This window comes from Arenimonas sp. MALMAid1274 (assembly GCF_049195245.1).
Taxonomy (GTDB): Bacteria; Pseudomonadota; Gammaproteobacteria; order Xanthomonadales; family Xanthomonadaceae; genus Arenimonas.
In genome coordinates this window covers 977,181-993,509 of record NZ_JBMIRR010000027.1, presented here as the reverse complement: position 1 = coordinate 993,509, position 16,329 = coordinate 977,181, and the positions used below count along the sequence as shown (strand labels likewise).

Sequence of the window (16,329 nt, the reverse complement as noted above, 5' to 3'; positions counted from 1 at the left end):
GGATGACCGGAATTCCGCATGAGCAAGCGTGACTATTACGAAGTGCTGGGCGTGTCGCGCACCGCGACCGAGGACGAGCTGAAGAAGGCTTACCGGCGCGCTGCCCAGAAGCACCATCCGGACCGCAACCCGGACGACAAGAACGCCGAGGCCAGCTTCAAGGAGGCCAAGGAGGCCTACGAAGTGCTGTCCGACGGCGGCAAGCGCCGCATGTACGACCAGCACGGCCACCGCGCCTTCGAGCACGGCATGGGCGGCGGCAACGGCGGCGCCGGCTTCGGCGACGTCAACGACATCTTCGGCGACATCTTCGGCGACATCTTCGGCGGCGGCCGCCAGCGCGCGCCGCGCCGCGGCGCCGACCTGCGCTTCGTGGTCGAGCTGGACCTGGAAGAGGCGGTGTTCGGCATCGAGAAGCGCATCGAGGTGCCCAGCCTGGTGGCCTGCAAGACCTGCGACGGCACCGGCGCCGAGGACCGCAAGGTCGACACCTGCAAGACCTGCGCCGGCCACGGCCAGGTGCGCATGCAGCGCGGCATCTTCGCCGTGCAGCAGACCTGCCCGACCTGCGGCGGCCGCGGCAAGACCATCGCCAAACCCTGCAAGGCCTGCCACGGCAACGGCCGCGTGCAGGAAGAGAAGGTGCTTCAGGTCAAGATCCCGGCCGGCGTGGACAACGGCGACCGCATCCGGCTCAGCGGCGAAGGCGAGGCGGGTCCTCCCGGCGCTCCCGCCGGCGACCTGTACGTGGAAGTGAGCGTGCTGGAGCACCCGATCTTCCAGCGCGACGGCAACGACTTGTATTGCGAAGTGCCGGTGCGCTTTTCGCAGGCCGCGCTGGGCGCCGACATCGTGGTGCCCACGCTCGACGGCGAGGCGCTGATCAAGGTGCCGCTGGAAACCCAGACCGGCAAGCAGTTCCGCCTGCGCGGCAAGGGCGTCAAGTCCGTGCGCAGCCACGGCCACGGCGACCTGCTGTGCCGCGTGGTGGTGGAAACGCCGGTGAACCTGACGGCGCGCCAGCGCGAGCTGCTCAAGGAATTCGAAGCCACGTTCGAAGGCGAGGGCGCGCGGCATTCGCCGCGGTCCAGCGGGTTCCTGGATGGAGTGAAGGCGTTCTGGGACCGCATGACGTCCTGACCCAAAAAAAAGCCCGGCCGAAGCCGGGCTTTTTCATGCGCGACAACCGCGCCTACTTCTTCGGCCGGTACAGCCGCCCCGGCGCCGGCGCCCCGGCATAAGCGTCCAGCCGCTCGCCCACGCCGGCTTCCAGGCGCTCCAGCCGGCTGGCCGGCGTGGGATGCGTGGAGAACAGCAGCGCCACCGACTTGTCGGACGCGCTGGCCGAGTCCAGGGTCTGCAGCACGCCGGCCAGGCCGAACGGGTTGTAGCCGGCGCGCGCCGCGATGACCATGCCGCGCTGGTCGGCGTCGTACTCGTCCTGCTTGTCCAGGCCGCGCGCCAGGATCTCGGTGCCGGCCTTGAAGGCCTTGTCGCCGAAGCGACGCACCAGCTCGTTGTCGCTCTGGCCAGCCACTTCGCCGGCGATCTCGGTGGCGAACTCGCGGCCCATGGCCTTCTTGATCGCCTTCACCTGGTGCTTCTGCACCACGTGCGCGATTTCGTGGCCGAGCACGCTGGCCAGCTCGGCCTCGTCGCGCAGGCGGTCGTACAGGCCGGCGGTGATCAGCACGGTGCCGCCCGGCAGGGCAAAGGCGTTGACGTCGGAGCTGTCGATCACGCCGAAGCGCCAGGGCAGGTCGGGACGCTCGGTCTGCATCGCCAGCCACAGGCCGACCTGGTTGACGTAGCGCTGCAGCTGCTCGTCGCGCACCAGTGGCGCGGCGCCCAGCACGTTGGCGGCGATGCCGCGGCCCAGTTCGATTTCTTCTTCCTGGGTGATTTCCTGGTTGGCCTTGGCGGCGCGCTCGCCGAACTTGAGCAGGCCTTCGGCATCACCCAGGCGTCCAAAGGACTGCGCGGACGGGGCGGCCAGCACCAGCACCAGGCTGGCGGCAAGCAGGGAAAGTTTGCTGTTCATCGCTGCCTCCGGCCGGCACGCGGTTCGGGCAGGTAGGGCACCTGCTGGTTGGCCAGCGGCACCTGGCCAGCGAACTGGCGGGCGGCGTCGCTGCTCACGGCGTAACTGTCGAGCAGGGCCACGTCCTGGTAGTTGGCCGATGCGCTCATCAGTTCGTCGGCCGACAGGCCCTTGACGCCGGTACTGACGCTGGCGCCGCTGGAGCCGGTGCGGAACACCGAAGCGATCTGGCTGGCGTCGGCCGAGGCGGCGGCGCCGGAGCCGGTGCGGAGGGTGAGGATGCGGGCCCAGCCTTCCTCGCCCGTGGGGGTCTTCACGCTGGCCCAGGCGCCTTGCCGCGCGGTGATCTCGACGGTCTGCTTGGCCTTGAGCTGGGCGACCTGGCTGGCGGAATTCATGGGCTCGCTGCGCAGGGGCGTGTCCTTGAGCACGGTGCCGGACTCGGCCAGCACGGCGCCGCCGGCGAGAGCCGCCACCAGCGCCAGCGCGATCACGCGTCGGCGGGGCGGTCGGGGAAGGGTGGGCTGTCTCATTGCGTTTGCTCCGCGTTGTTTGCAGCGTCTGGGGTTCGTGCAGCTTGCAGCATGGGTTCGTACAGGTGCACCGGTTGTTCGCGCCCCTTGACGTGGAATTCGCCCCGGTGCTCGAAATGGAAACGGGAACCGGGGCCGCAAGCGGCCCGCGTGGCGTCCGACACCAGCACCCGGGCCACGCCCTTGGTGGCGCTTTCGATCCGGCTGCCCAGGTTCACGGTGTCGCCAATGGCGGTGTACTCCATCCGCGAGTCGCTGCCAAGGAAGCCGACCACGGCGGGCCCGGTATGCAGGCCGATGCCGACATCGAAATCGCCCAGGCCCTCGCCGCGCGCCAGCAGGTCGCGCTTGAAGGCATCCAGGGCCTCGGTCATGCCGATCGCCGCCGCCACCGCCCGCTCGGCGTGGTCGGGGATGTCGGTGGGTGCGTTCCAGAAGGCCATCACCGCATCGCCGATGAACTTGTCCAGGGTGCCGCCGTTGCTGAAGATCACGTCCACCTGGCGGCTGAAGTAGCGGTTGAGCAGGTCGACCACCTGTTCCGGCGTGCGCGTCTCCGACAAGGTGGTGAAGCCGCGGATGTCGGAGAACAGAATGGTGATTTCGCGCGCCACCGGCTTCTGGTCGCGGTTGAGTTCGCCGGCCTCGACCAGGCTTTCGACCACGCGGGGGTCCAGGAAGCGGCCGAAGATGCCCACCGTGGCCTCGCGCTCCTGGCGGTCCAGCCACTGCGCCTGCAGCGTGAACAGGCCATACGTGGTCCAGGCCAGCAGCAGGGCGGCCGCCACGGGCACGTATTGATTGGCGCTCAGTGCGAGGTACTCGCCGGCCAGCAGCACCAGGCTGGCCACCGCCAGGCCGATGCCCAGCCGCAGCGGGCTGCGGCGCCGGCGGAAGCCCAGCACCAGCGCCGCGCACAGCACGATCGCCAGCGGCCAGCGCGCGGGCCGTTCGCGCAGCCAGTCGCCGGCGCGCAGGTTGGCCACGCCGGTGGTGATCACCAGCACGCCGTGGGTCTGGGTGCCCAGGGGAGTCGGGCGCATGTCGTTGAGGCCGGTGGCGGTGGCGCCGATGAAGAGCGTCTTGCCGCGCAGCGAGGGCGCGATCTTCGGTTCGGCCTCGCCCAGGTCGTTGAACAGGTCGCTGTAGGAAATCGTGCGCGGCGGCTGGCCGTACCAGTTCAGGCGGATGCGGCGCTGGTCGGGCAGGGTGGCGCCGGCATGGCGGGCGACCGTGGCCGACATGCCGGGAAGCCTCCAGCCGCCGATGTCCGTCCACAAGGGCGCATGGCGGCCCCGTCCGTCGGTGTCCGCCTCGAAGTTGATGAGCCCTCCCTGCCAGCTGCGCGGATCCAGCACCAGCGGCAGCAGCAGCGTGATGGGGGCGTCCTGGCCACCGTCCACGCGCGTGATGCCGAGGGATGGCGGCAGCTTGTCCATCGGGGTGGGCAGCCCATCGGGCATGCGCTGGGTGGCGAAGAACAGGTTGTCCTGGCCCAGCACGACGTCGCGGAAGGCGAGGTCGCTGTCGGCCTGCACGGTGTCGGCTTCGTTGAACAGCACGTCGAACACCACGGCGTGCGGTTCGTGCGCCGCCAGCAGGTCGATCAGTTCGGCGTGGATCGAGCGCGGCCAGGGCCACGCGCCGGCGAGTTCGCGCAGGTCTTCCAGACTCTTCTGGTCGATGGCCACCAGCACGATGTCGTCGGGCGTGGTGCGCGAGGCGGCGTGCTGTACCAGCAGCTGGTCCGACACGGCGTTGTCGGCGCGGTCCAGGCCGCCGGCCAGCCACAAGGTGGCGGCGATCAGCAGCAGGGCCAGCAGGGGCAGGCGTAGCGGCGCAGGCTTGGCTTGGCTCATGGACCCTCGTGCGGGCGGGCCGGGGCAGGGCCCTCGGGCGTCGGGGCGAGTCTAGCCGTTTGCCAGCCCGGACTGGTTTCCGATAGCGTTCGGCGATGACCGACCAATCCACCCGTCTCCTGATCCACGGTGCCAGCGGCCGCATGGGCCGTGCCCTGCTGCGGCTGGCGGCGCAGGATCCGCGGCTGACGGTCGTCGCGGCCGTCAGCGCCCGCGGTGAGCCGATCGCCGAAGCCGGCGATTGCCCGGTGCTGCCGTCGTCGCGAATGGACCAGGCGCCCGCGTACGACGTGGCGATCGACTTCAGCCTGCCTGAGGCCTTCAATGGCGTGCTGGAACAATGCCTGGCCCGGCGCAGTGCCCTGGTCAGCGGCACCACCGGCCTGGCCGACCGCCAGCGGGCCGCGCTGGATGCGGCCGCGGCCCGCATCCCGGTGCTGTGGGCCGCCAACTTCAGCCTGGGCGTGGCGGTGCTGGCCGAACTGGTGCGCCAGGCCGCCGCGGCCTTGCCGGGCTGGGATGCCGACGTGGTGGAGGCGCACCACGTGCACAAGAAGGACGCGCCCTCGGGCACGGCCCTGCACCTCGGGGCTGCGGTGGAAGCGGGGCGGGGACGTGGGCCGCACTATGCCAGCCTGCGCGCCGGCGACATCGTGGGCGAACACACGGTGCAGCTCAGTGGCCCCGGTGAACGCCTGGAGCTGGTGCACCGCGCCACCAACCGGGACATTTTCGCCCGCGGCGCGCTGGAAGCCGCGCTGCGGCTGGCCGGGCGCGGTCCCGGGCGCTGCGACCTGGGCCGCCTGCTGCTGGATCGCGAGCCGGCCTGAGGCCCCGGTCGCGTCGCGGCGTTTCCCTTTTGCGGGCGAGGTCGCTAAAATTCCGGCTCGCCTGAACCCTCACCCGTACGGACACGGTTTCGCCCTGTCCGCGGGTGCTCGCACACCCAGCGAACCGGGTTCCCCCATCGCAAGGCGATCGCCCGTGACCCAACCTGCAATGCTCGCGCTCGAAGACGGCACCGTGTTCGAGGGCGTTTCCGTCGGCGCGCCTGGAATGAGCGTCGGCGAGGTGGTGTTCAACACCGCCATGACCGGCTACCAGGAAATCCTGACCGATCCCTCGTATGCCCGGCAGATGGTCACGCTGACCTATCCGCACATCGGCAACACCGGCTTCACCGCACAGGACGACGAGGCCGAGCGCGTCTGGGCCGCCGGCCTGATCGTGCGCGACGTGCCGCGTCGCCCCAGCAACTGGCGCAGCCAGGTGGCCCTGCCCGAATGGCTGGCCGCGCGCGGCGTGGTCGCCATTGCCGGCATCGACACCCGCAAGCTGACCCGCCTGCTGCGCGACCGCGGCGCCCAGAATGGCTGCCTGGTGGCCGGCGAGGGCATCGACGCCGACATGGCCATCGAGGCCGCGCGCAAGTTCCCCGGCCTCAAGGGCATGGACCTGGCCAAGGAAGTCTGCACGCGCGAGCGCTACAGCTGGACCGAAGGCTCGCTGGACCTGGACCGCAACGAGTTCGCGCGGGTCGAAGCGCGCTTCCACGTGGTGGCCTACGACTTCGGCGTGAAGCGCAACATCCTGCGCATGCTGGCCGAGCGTGGCTGCCGCGTCACCGTGGTGCCGGCGCAGACGCCGGCCGCGCAGGTGCTGGCCGAGAAGCCCGACGGCGTGTTCCTGTCCAACGGCCCGGGCGACCCGGCGCCCTGCGACTACGCCATCGCCGCCATCCGCGAGATCCTGGCCGCGCGTGTTCCGGTGTTCGGCATCTGCCTGGGCCATCAATTGCTGGGCCTGGCCGCCGGCGCGCAGACGCTGAAGATGAAGTTCGGCCACCACGGCGCCAACCACCCGGTGATCGATCTCGACACCCAGCGCGTGATGATCACCAGCCAGAACCACGGCTTCGCGGTGGACGAGGCCACGCTGCCCGCCAACGTGCGCGTGACCCACCGCTCGCTGTTCGACGGCTCCAACCAGGGCATCGAGCTGACCGATGCGCCTGCCTTCAGCTTCCAGGGCCACCCGGAAGCCAGCCCCGGGCCGCGCGACGTCGCCGGCCTGTTCGATCGTTTCGTCTCGATGATGTCCGCCCCCTGACCGACAGGAAATAACGCATGAATCCCATCCGCAAGCTGTTGCTCCTGTCGCTCGCGCTGGTCGCGACCGTCACCGTACAGGCCACCGAAGTGCCGCTGGGCGACTTCTTCAAGGACGCCGAGTTCACCGACGTTTCCCTGTCCCCCACCGGCGAATTCATCACCGTGTCGGTGCCCCAGGGCGACCGCACCGTGCTGGCGGCGTTCCGGGTCAAGGACATGTCCCTGGTGGGCAAGTGGGACTACGGCGCGAAGAAGCACATCGAACAGGTCAGCTGGGTGAACGACGAGCGCTTCTTCATGTACGTGTCCGAGAAGGTCGGCCGCTTCGACCAGCGCGTGGGCACGCCCGACGTGTATGCCACCAACGTGGACGGCACCAAGCGCGCCGACATCCCCAACGGCGGCACCTACACCATCCAGGACAAGCTTTGGGAAGATCCCAGCAACATCCTGGTCTCGCGTTCGGTCGACTCGGCCTACCTGTCCAAGCTCAACGTCAACACCGGCCGCGTCACCACGGTGGCCAGCGCGCCGCTGCGCTTCGGCAGCTTCATCCTCGACCACGAGGGCAAGGTGCGCTATGCGGTGGGCATCGAGAAGACCGGCGAGCGCGTCACCCTGCGCCGCAACGGCGACGGCTGGTCGGAGATGAACCGTGCGCGCCTGGGTGACTCCACCCGGACGCCGCTGGGCTTCGACGCCAAGAACGAGCGCGTGCTGTTCTCGGTCAGCGACAAGGGCGAGCCCGCGCGCATCGTCGTGGCCAACCCGGAAGGCGGCCAGGACACGCTGCTGGCGCAGAACAAGAACGTCAGCCCGGACGACTACCTGGTCAGCAGCGACGAGCGCGACCTGCTGGCCGTGCGCTTCATGGATGGCGTGCCCAACTACACCTTCATCAACCGCGACCACCCGGAATCCAAGACCTACGCCGGCCTGATCAACGCCTTCCCGCAGCATTCGCTCAGCTTCGACGGCATCAGCCGCGACGGCAAACTGGTGCTGTTCCGCGCCTTCAGCGACGTGGACCCGGGCTCGTACTACCTGTTCAACCGCGAGACCGGCCGGGCCCAGTTCCTGCTGGCGGCGCGCGAGTGGATCAAGCCCGACCAGATGTCGCCGATGGAGATGATCACGGTCACCGCGCGCGACGGCACCACGCTGCACGGTTACCTCACCATCCCCAAGAACAGCGATGGCCGCAACCTGCCGCTGATCCTGCACCCGCACGGCGGCCCGCACGGTCCGCGCGACGAGTGGGGCTTCAATCCCGAGGTGCAGTTCCTGGCCAACCGGGGTTATGCGGTGCTGCAGATCAATTTCCGCGGTTCGGGCGGTTACGGTGATGCCTTCGAGGGCAAGGGCTACCGCAACTGGGGCACCACCATGATCGACGACATGACCGACGCCGTGAACTGGGTGATCGAGGAAGGTGTCGCCGACCGCAACCGCATCTGCACCTATGGCGCGTCCTACGGCGGTTACGCCGCGTTGCAGAGCGTGGTGCGCGAGCCGGCCATGTACAAGTGCGCCGTCGGCTACGTGGGCCTGTACAGCATGTCGCTGTGGATGAAGGACAGCGACGTGGCCGAGTCCGAGTACGGCCGCAACTACCAGCGCGACGTGTTCCCGGACACCGAGGCCGGCCGCCAGGCGCAGTCTCCGGCCTTCAACGTGGACCGCATCCGCGCCGCAGTGATGCTGGTGCACGGCGCCAAGGATCCGCGCGTGCCGATCTCGCAGTACGACTTTCTGCTCAAGAAGCTGCAGGAAGCCGGCAAGCCGCCGGAAGTGACCATCGTCGAGGACAAGGAAGGCCACGGTTTCTACGATTTCCAGAACCAGGTCGACCTCTACACGGCGCTGGAGAAGTTCCTGGACAAGCACACCGCCAAGGCGGGTGCCGCCCCCGCGTCGTCCCCCTGACCTGACCCCCAGCGAGCATCGCCATGGCCACGAAGGCACTCAAGCGCGGCAAGAAGTCTGGCCCTGGAGCCGGCGGGGCGGTCTTGTGGCTGCTCACCCGTCTGGTGCTGCCGCTGGCCCTGCTGTACGGCCTGCTCTGGTGGCGGGCCGATGCCGCGGTCGACAAGCAGCTCGACCGCCTGCGTCCCTATGTCGACATCCAGCGCGGAACCACCGTGCTGGGCCTGGATGGCGACATCGGGTTCCGCAAGCTGGTCATGCGGCCCCAGGTCAACAGCCCGATGCCGGCGCTGACCGTCACCGCCGACCGCGTGGTGCTGCATACGCCGGGCCTGCTGTGGCTGGTGCGCAGCAGCCTGCTGGGCGTGCCGGATGAGATCCCCTCGCGCTTTGGCCTGCGGCTCGAGAACGCCCGCATCGAGGGTGACGCGGCTGCCCGCGAATCAGTTGGAGTCGGCGGCCACGTCTTTTTCCCCTTCGACCTGGCGGGCTGCGAGCCGGGCATGAACCTCGCGGTCGCCAACCAGCTGGGCCTGGACAAGGCGTCCAGCACCTTCGCTTTCGTGATGACCAACGACGGCACCGGCCTGCTGAAGCTGCGCTTCGATACCGATACGGCGGGTGCCGCGGCGGTGGGGGGTGAGGTGCAGCTGATGATGCCTGCCGGCAGCGACGACGCCATCCGCCTGGCCAGTGCCAACTTCCAGCAGGCGCAGTTCACGCTTCTGGACCAAGGCTTCGTGGCCACCCGCAATGCCTACTGCGCGAAGAAGCTGGGCGTGGACACGGCGGCGTTCCTGGCCACGCACCTGGCGGCGGTGCGCGCCGAATTCGCGCAGGGCGGCAGCGTGCCCGGCGCTGCGCTGACCCAAGCCTACGAAGGCTTCTCTCGCGATGGCGGCACGCTGGCCATTGCCTTCCGTCCCCTGCGGCCGGGGCCGGTGATGCAGATGCGCGGCCTGACGCTGGAAAGCCTGCCGCTCTATTTCGACGCCACCGTGAAGCACAACGACGACTTCGTTGCGCCGCTCACGTTCGTTGCGGCCGGTCCGCCGCCCGCCGATGCCGCAATCCCCGGAGCCGTTGCCGTGGACCCGGCCAATGCCACCGGCACCGCGCCGCCCTCGGCGGAAGCCGCGCCCGCGGCCAGCCAGGTCGAGGGTGATGCCGCGCCCGCGAAGGCCTCGGGTGAGGGCCCGGCTGCCCGCGTCAAGCCGGGGCAGGAGATTGCCTATGACGACCTGCCCGGCTACGTGGGCGACACGGTCGAGGTGGAGACCAGCCTTGGCAGCGTGCGCCGTGGCGTGCTCACCGGCGCCAGTTCGCTCAGCATCGTGCTCAAGCTGTCGGCCGCCGATGGCGGTTTTCCGCTGAGCCTGCCCAAGTACAACGTGATCAAGGTGCGGTTGGCCACGGCCGCCGGCGCCGCCCCCGCGGGTTGAGTCCCGCTGCGTTTCCCGCCATTCCACGACGTCTTCGAGTAAGCACATGCCCAAGCGCACCGACCTTCGCAGCATCCTGATCATCGGCGCCGGCCCCATCGTCATCGGGCAGGCCTGCGAATTCGACTACTCCGGCGCCCAGGCCTGCAAAGCGCTGCGCGACGAGGGCTACCGCGTCATCCTGGTCAACTCCAACCCGGCCACGATCATGACCGACCCGGACATGGCCGACGCGGTCTACATCGAGCCCATCAACCCGGCGACGGTCGAGCGCATCATCGCCAAGGAAAAGCCCGACGCGCTGCTGCCGACCATGGGTGGCCAGACCGCGCTCAACTGCGCCCTGGACCTGGCCGACGCCGGCGTGCTGGAAAAGTACGGCGTCGAGCTGATCGGCGCCTCGCGCGAGGCCATCCGCATGGCCGAGGACCGCGAGCTGTTCCGCGTGGCGATGAAGGAAATCGGGCTGGACTGCCCGAAGGCGGAAGTGGCGCGCTCGCTGGACGAGGCGATCCGCATCCAGGCCACCGTGGGCTATCCGACCATCATCCGCCCGTCCTTCACCCTGGGCGGCAGCGGCGGCGGCATCGCCTACAACCGCGAGGAGCTGGTGGAGATCGTCACCCGCGGCCTGGAACTCTCGCCCACGCACGAAGTGCTGGTGGAAGAGTCGGTGCTGGGCTGGAAGGAATTCGAGATGGAGGTGGTGCGCGACACCGCCGACAACTGCATCATCGTCTGCTCGATCGAGAACCTCGATCCGATGGGCGTGCACACCGGCGACTCCATCACCGTCGCGCCGGCGCAGACGCTCACCGACAAGGAATACCAGCGGCTGCGCGACGCCTCCATCGCCGTGCTGCGCAAGATCGGCGTGGACACCGGCGGCTCCAACGTGCAGTTCGGCATCAACGCCCAGGACGGCCGGGTGGTGGTGATCGAGATGAACCCGCGCGTGTCGCGCAGCTCCGCGCTGGCCTCGAAGGCCACCGGCTTCCCGATCGCCAAGATCGCCGCCAAGCTGGCCGTGGGCTACACCCTGGACGAACTGCGCAACGACATCACCGGCGGCGCCACCCCGGCCTCGTTCGAGCCGGCGATCGACTACGTGGTGACCAAGATCCCGCGCTTTGCCTTCGAGAAGTTCCCGGCCGCCGATGCGCGCCTGACCACCCAGATGAAGTCGGTGGGCGAGGTGATGGCGATCGGCCGCACCTTCCAGGAATCGCTGCAGAAGGCACTGCGCGGCCTGGAGATCGGCAAGGTCGGCTTCGATCCCACCGGCAGCGCCGAGCAGGGCGAGGACGGGCTGTTGCGCATCCGGCGCGAGCTGAAGGAGCCGGGCCCGGAGCGGCTGTTCCAGGTCGCCGAGGCTTTCCGCGCCGGCCTGAGCGTCGAGGATGTGTTCGGCCTGAGCTTCATCGACCCCTGGTTCCTGGACCAGATCGAGGAAATCATCGCCACCGAGAAAGAAGTGGCGGCGGCCGGCCTGCCGGCGCTGGACGGGGCGCGCCTGCGCGTGCTCAAGCGCATGGGCTTCTCCGATGCCCGCCTGGCCCAGCTGGCCGGCACCGACGAGTCGGCCGTGCGCGCGCTACGCCGCGCCTTCGGCGTGCGTCCGGTCTACAAGCGCGTGGACAGCTGCGCCGCCGAGTTCGCCACGTCCACCGCCTACCTGTATTCGACCTACGAGGACGAGTGCGAGGCCCTGCCCACCGGCCGCGACAAGATCATCGTGCTCGGCGGCGGACCCAACCGCATCGGCCAGGGCATCGAGTTCGACTACTGCTGCGTGCACGCCTCGCTGGCGCTGCGCGAGGATGGTTACGAAACCATCATGGTCAACTGCAATCCCGAAACCGTGTCCACCGACTACGACACCTCCGACCGCCTCTATTTCGAGCCGGTGACGCTGGAGGACGTGCTGGAGATCGTGGACCTGGAGAAGCCCGTCGGCGTGATCGTGCAGTACGGCGGCCAGACCCCGCTCAAACTCTCGCGGGCGCTGGAAGCGGCCGGCGTGCCCATCATCGGCACCAGCCCCGACAGCATCGACCTGGCCGAAGACCGCGAGCGCTTCCAGCAGCTGGTCGAAGGACTGGGCCTGCTGCAGCCGCCCAACCGCACCGCCCGCAATGCCGAGCAGGCCATTGCCCTGGCCAACCAGATCGGCTACCCGCTGGTCGTGCGCCCGAGCTACGTGCTCGGCGGCCGCGCGATGGAGGTGGTGTACTCCGACGCGGACCTGTCGCGCTACATCCGCGAGGCGGTGCAGGTGTCGAACGATTCGCCGGTGCTGCTGGACCGCTTCCTGGACAACGCGGTGGAAGTGGACGTGGACGTGATCGCCGACAAGGACGGTCAGGTGCTGATCGGCGGCATCATGGAGCACATCGAGGAAGCCGGCGTGCATTCGGGCGACTCGTCCTGCTCGCTGCCGCCGTACACGCTGTCGGCCGCCACCCAGGACAAGCTGCGCGTGCAGGTCGCCCAGCTGGCGAAGGCGCTGAACGTGGTCGGCCTGATGAACACCCAGTTCGCCATCCAGACCGACGGCGAGGGCGTGGAAACCATCTTCCTGCTGGAAGTGAACCCGCGCGCCTCGCGCACCGTGCCCTTCGTGTCCAAGGCCATCGGCATCCCACTGGCCAAGATCGCCGCGCGCTGCATGGCCGGCAAGACCCTGGCCGAGCAGGGTGCGACCCGGGAAATCGTGCCGGACTACTATTCGGTGAAGGAAGCCATCTTCCCGTTCGCCAAGTTCCAGAACGTGGACCCCATCCTGGGCCCGGAAATGCGCTCCACCGGCGAGGTGATGGGCGTGGGCCGCACCTTCGCCCAGGCCTTCGGCCGCGCCGAGGAGGCTGCCAACATCCGCGCGCCCAAGCCGGGCAAGGCCTTCGTCTCGGTGCGCGACCCGGACAAGCAGCGCCTGCTGCCGGTGGCACACGACCTGATCGAACGCGGCTATACGCTCGTCGCCACCGAGGGCACCGCGAGATTCCTGAGCGGGCAGGGCATCGCCTGCGAACGCATCAACAAGGTGATCGAGGGCCGCCCGCACATCGTGGACCTGATCAAGAACGGCGAGATCTGCTACATCGTCAACACCACCGAGGGCAAGCAGGCCATCGCCGACTCGTTCTCGATCCGGCGCGAGGCGCTGCAGCACCGCGTCACCTATTCCACCACCATCCCGGGCGCGCGCGCCCTGATCCGCGCCACCGACCATCGCGACGATCCGCGGGTCTGGTCGCTGCAGGAACTGCACAAGGAACTCCACGGATGATCGCACCCCTCACCGTCACCGGCGCCCAGCGCCTGCGCGATGAACTCGAGAACCTCAAGTCGGTGAAGCGGCCCGCCGTGATCGCCGCGATCGCCGAGGCCCGCGCCCACGGCGACCTGAAGGAAAACGCCGAGTACCATGCCGCCCGCGAGCAGCAGGGTTTCATCGAAGGCCGCATCCAGGAGCTGGAGTTCGCGCTCTCGCACGCCCAGCTGATCGACGTGGCCAAGCTCAACGCCGGCACCCGCGTGGTGTTCGGCGCGCAGGTGCAGCTGGAGGATTGCGACAGTGGCGACACGGTCACCTACCAGATCGTCGGCGACCTCGAGGCCGACATCAAGCAGGGCCTGATCTCGATCTCCTCCCCGCTGTCACGCGCGCTGATCGGCAAGCACGAGGGCGACACCGTCACCATCCAGGCGCCCGCCGGCGACCGCGACTACGACATCGTCGCCGTGCGCTACCAGGGCTGACCGCCCATGGCCGCCGGCGCCGCCGCGCTGCCCGCGCTGACCCTGCTGCTGCCGGAGCGCCGTCGATTCGCCGGCCAGCCGCTGGCGCCGGACATCGGCAAGGCGCTGGCGCGCGCAGACCGCCTTCCCGATGGCGAGACCGGCGAACGCGCCCAGCTGCTGCGTCATTTCGGCCTGCTGCCGCGCGGCTGGCCGATGGCCGCGATCACCCGCCAGCACGACGCCGGGGACGCGCACCTGCATCAATGGCTCCGCGCCGATCCGGCGCACGTGCGTCCCGACATCAATGGCGCCCGCGTGCTGGCGATCGGCGAGCTCGGGCTTGAGCCGCAGGAAGCGCAGGCGCTGCTGCGGCCGCTGCAGCCCGTGTTCGGCGACGCCGGTTTCCAGCTCTCCGCGCCCACGCCCGCACGCTGGTACCTCGCGCTGCCGCTGGAGGCAAAGCTGCCGGAATTCTCCCCGCCCGAAGCGGTGCTGGGCGACGACCTGCTGACCCACCTGCCGCAGGGTCCCGAAGGCCGCCGGTGGCGCGCCCTGCTCAACGAGGCGCAGGTGATCCTGCACAACCATCCGGTGAACCAGGCGCGCGCCGCAGCGGGCAAGCCCACGGTCAACAGCCTGTGCTTCTGGGGCGCGGGCCGCTTGCCCGACCACGTGCGCAGCGCCGCCAGCGGGGTGTCCAGCGGCGATGTCGAACTGCTGTCGCTGGCCAAGCTGGCCGGCCTGGATCCGCCGCGCGAGGGCGCGCAGTTGTTCGACCTGCGCCGCCTGCGGCAGTGGCCGGACGTTGAAGCGCGCCTGCGCCCGGGCCTGGCCGAACTCGGCCACGACGAACTGCAGCTGGATTTCGCCGATGGCGCGCGCTGGTCGTTGCGCAGCGGCCAGCGCTGGAGACTCTGGCGATCAGCGATGGCAACGTTGGCGTGAGCCGCGCGCCCCTGCGCATCGTGCGCCGCGCGGTGCCGCCGCACGGCCCTTGGCCGGATCAGGTTCCGGCCTTGCTGCAGCGCATCCTGGCCGCGCGCGGCGTACTTACGCCCGAACAGGGTGAACTCAAGCTGGCAAGGCTGCTGTCGCCCGATCTGCTCGGGCATATCGCTGCAGCGGTGGACCTGCTGGCCGAAGCGATCGCAGGACATCGCCACATCGTCGTGGTCGGCGACTTCGACTGCGATGGTGCGACCGGCACCGCGGTGGCGGTGCGCGGCCTGCGCCTGCTGGGCGCGGGCCACGTCAGCTACCAGGTGCCGCATCGGGTGAACCACGGCTACGGACTGTCGCCGGCCCTGGTCGAACACCTGGTCCCGATGGCGCCGGACCTGCTCCTCACCGTGGACAGCGGCATCGCCTGCCATGCGGGCATCGCCGCGGCGCGCGCCCGCGGCTGGCAGGTCGTGGTCACCGACCACCATCTTCCCGGCGACACGCTGCCGGACGCCAACGTGATCGTGGATCCCAATCTCCACGGCGATGGGTTTCCCAGCAAGGCACTGGCCGGCGTCGGCGTGGTGTTCTACCTGCTGCTGGCGCTGCGCCGTCGCTTGCGCGAAGCCGGTGCCTTCGGCGAGGGCGAACCGGACCTGTCCTGCCTGCTCGACCTGGTGGCCGTGGGCACCGTGGCCGATCTGGTACCGCTGGACTACAACAACCGCCTGCTGGTCTCGGCGGGATTGCGGCGGATCCGGCAAGGCCAGTGCCAGCCCGGCCTGCGCGCCCTGGCGGAATTCGCCGGCCGCGACCTGGCGCAGCTCACCGCCACCGACATCGGTTTCGGCATCGCACCGCGGCTCAACGCGGCCGGTCGCCTCGAGGACATGGCGCTGGGCATCGAATGCCTGCTGTGCGACGACCCGCTGCGCGCGCGTGAACTGGCCGGCGTGCTCGACCGCATCAACGGCGAGCGCAGGCAGGTGCAGCAGCATATGGTGGATACTGCCGAAGCCTGGGTGGACGCCTTGCCGCAGCCCGATGGCGGGTTGCCGCCGGCGCTGTGCCTGTTCGATGCGCAGTGGCATCCGGGCGTCGTCGGCCTGGTGGCGTCGAAACTCAAGGACCGGCTGTACCGGCCCGTGTTCGCGTTTGCGCCGTCCGAACCCGGCAGTGCACAGCTGAAAGGCTCGGGTCGGTCGATTGCCGGACTGCACCTGCGCGATGCGCTGGCGGCGGTGGACGCGGCGCATCCGGGCCTGATCGAGCGCTTTGGCGGCCACGCGATGGCGGCGGGACTGAGCCTGGATGCGGATCGCCTGGACGTCTTCCGCGACGCGCTGGCCGCGCAGGTGGCGCGCATGCTGACGCCCGAGCAGCTGCACAACGAACTGCACAGCGACGGCGAACTGCTTGCCACGGAGCTGGGCCGGCCGCTCGCCGAACAGCTGCGCCTCGCCGGCCCGTGGGGCCAGGGTTTCCCCGAGCCCGTGTTCGACGGGGAGTTCAGCGTGACGCAGTGGCGCCAGCTGGGCGATCGCCATCTGAAGCTGAGCGTGGTGCCCGCGACCGGCGGACCCGTGCTCGCCGCAATCCACTTCGGCGGCTGGTCGGGATCACCGCCGCCTGCGCGGATCCGGATGGCCTACCAGCTCGAGACCGACGACTGGAACGGTCGTCGCGGCGTGCAGCTGCTGGTGCGGCACTGGCTGCCGGCCGACTGAGCGC

Annotated in this window: 12 protein-coding genes; 9 read left to right on the top strand and 3 right to left on the bottom strand. The window is 69.5% G+C overall.

Annotated features, from left to right (window positions below):
• Positions 1-18: 18 nt before the first annotated feature.
• Positions 19-1,140 (top strand): molecular chaperone DnaJ, encoded by a 1,122-nt coding sequence (gene dnaJ / locus ACOQFR_RS13230; RefSeq protein WP_421382638.1) that lies wholly within the window; start codon positions 19-21, stop codon positions 1,138-1,140.
• Between the two features lie 52 nt (positions 1,141-1,192).
• Here dnaJ and ACOQFR_RS13225 read toward each other — a convergent pair whose 3' ends face one another.
• Genes ACOQFR_RS13225 through ACOQFR_RS13215 form a run of 3 tightly spaced genes read right to left on the bottom strand, consistent with a single transcriptional unit; the run spans position 1,193 to position 4,433 of the window.
• Positions 1,193-2,041 (bottom strand): M48 family metalloprotease, encoded by an 849-nt coding sequence (locus ACOQFR_RS13225; RefSeq protein WP_421382636.1) that lies wholly within the window; start codon positions 2,039-2,041, stop codon positions 1,193-1,195.
• Positions 2,038-2,574, bottom strand: coding sequence for an SH3 domain-containing protein (locus ACOQFR_RS13220; RefSeq protein WP_421382634.1), 537 nt, complete (start codon positions 2,572-2,574; stop codon positions 2,038-2,040). The genes ACOQFR_RS13225 and ACOQFR_RS13220 overlap by 4 nt, the downstream gene beginning before the upstream one ends.
• Positions 2,571-4,433 (bottom strand): CHASE2 domain-containing protein, encoded by a 1,863-nt coding sequence (locus ACOQFR_RS13215; RefSeq protein ID WP_421382632.1) that lies wholly within the window; start codon positions 4,431-4,433, stop codon positions 2,571-2,573. Before ACOQFR_RS13215 ends, ACOQFR_RS13220 begins: the two co-directional genes overlap by 4 nt.
• Positions 4,434-4,528: 95 nt before the next feature.
• Here ACOQFR_RS13215 and dapB point away from each other — a divergent pair, with 95 nt between their 5' ends.
• The 8 genes from dapB (at position 4,529) to recJ (ending at position 16,325) form a co-directional block, all read left to right on the top strand.
• Positions 4,529-5,263: a 4-hydroxy-tetrahydrodipicolinate reductase gene (gene dapB, locus ACOQFR_RS13210; RefSeq protein WP_421382630.1), complete on the top strand. Its 735-nt coding sequence runs from the start codon at positions 4,529-4,531 to the stop codon at positions 5,261-5,263.
• A 154-nt stretch (positions 5,264-5,417) separates the two neighbouring features.
• Positions 5,418-6,542: a glutamine-hydrolyzing carbamoyl-phosphate synthase small subunit gene (carA, locus tag ACOQFR_RS13205; protein WP_421382628.1), complete on the top strand. Its 1,125-nt coding sequence runs from the start codon at positions 5,418-5,420 to the stop codon at positions 6,540-6,542.
• A gap of 17 nt (positions 6,543-6,559) precedes the next feature.
• Positions 6,560-8,470: an alpha/beta hydrolase family protein gene (locus ACOQFR_RS13200; RefSeq protein ID WP_421382626.1), complete on the top strand. Its 1,911-nt coding sequence runs from the start codon at positions 6,560-6,562 to the stop codon at positions 8,468-8,470.
• Positions 8,471-8,493: 23 nt separating this feature from the next.
• Positions 8,494-9,912 carry a hypothetical protein gene (locus ACOQFR_RS13195; protein ID WP_421382624.1) on the top strand — a complete coding sequence of 473 codons (1,419 nt, stop codon included), beginning with the start codon at positions 8,494-8,496 and terminating at the stop codon, positions 9,910-9,912.
• 46 nt (positions 9,913-9,958) lie between these two features.
• On the top strand, positions 9,959-13,201 hold the full coding sequence (carB, locus tag ACOQFR_RS13190; RefSeq protein ID WP_421382622.1) for a carbamoyl-phosphate synthase large subunit: 3,243 nt from the start codon (positions 9,959-9,961) through the stop codon (positions 13,199-13,201).
• Positions 13,198-13,674, top strand: a complete 477-nt coding sequence (gene greA / locus ACOQFR_RS13185) for a transcription elongation factor GreA (RefSeq protein WP_421382620.1) — start codon at positions 13,198-13,200, stop codon at positions 13,672-13,674. The genes carB and greA overlap by 4 nt, the downstream gene beginning before the upstream one ends.
• A gap of 27 nt (positions 13,675-13,701) precedes the next feature.
• Positions 13,702-14,601: a phosphoglycerate mutase gene (locus tag ACOQFR_RS13180; protein ID WP_421383304.1), complete on the top strand. Its 900-nt coding sequence runs from the start codon at positions 13,702-13,704 to the stop codon at positions 14,599-14,601.
• Positions 14,598-16,325 (top strand): single-stranded-DNA-specific exonuclease RecJ, encoded by a 1,728-nt coding sequence (recJ, locus tag ACOQFR_RS13175; RefSeq protein WP_421382618.1) that lies wholly within the window; start codon positions 14,598-14,600, stop codon positions 16,323-16,325. The genes ACOQFR_RS13180 and recJ overlap by 4 nt, the downstream gene beginning before the upstream one ends.
• Positions 16,326-16,329: the final 4 nt, after the last annotated feature.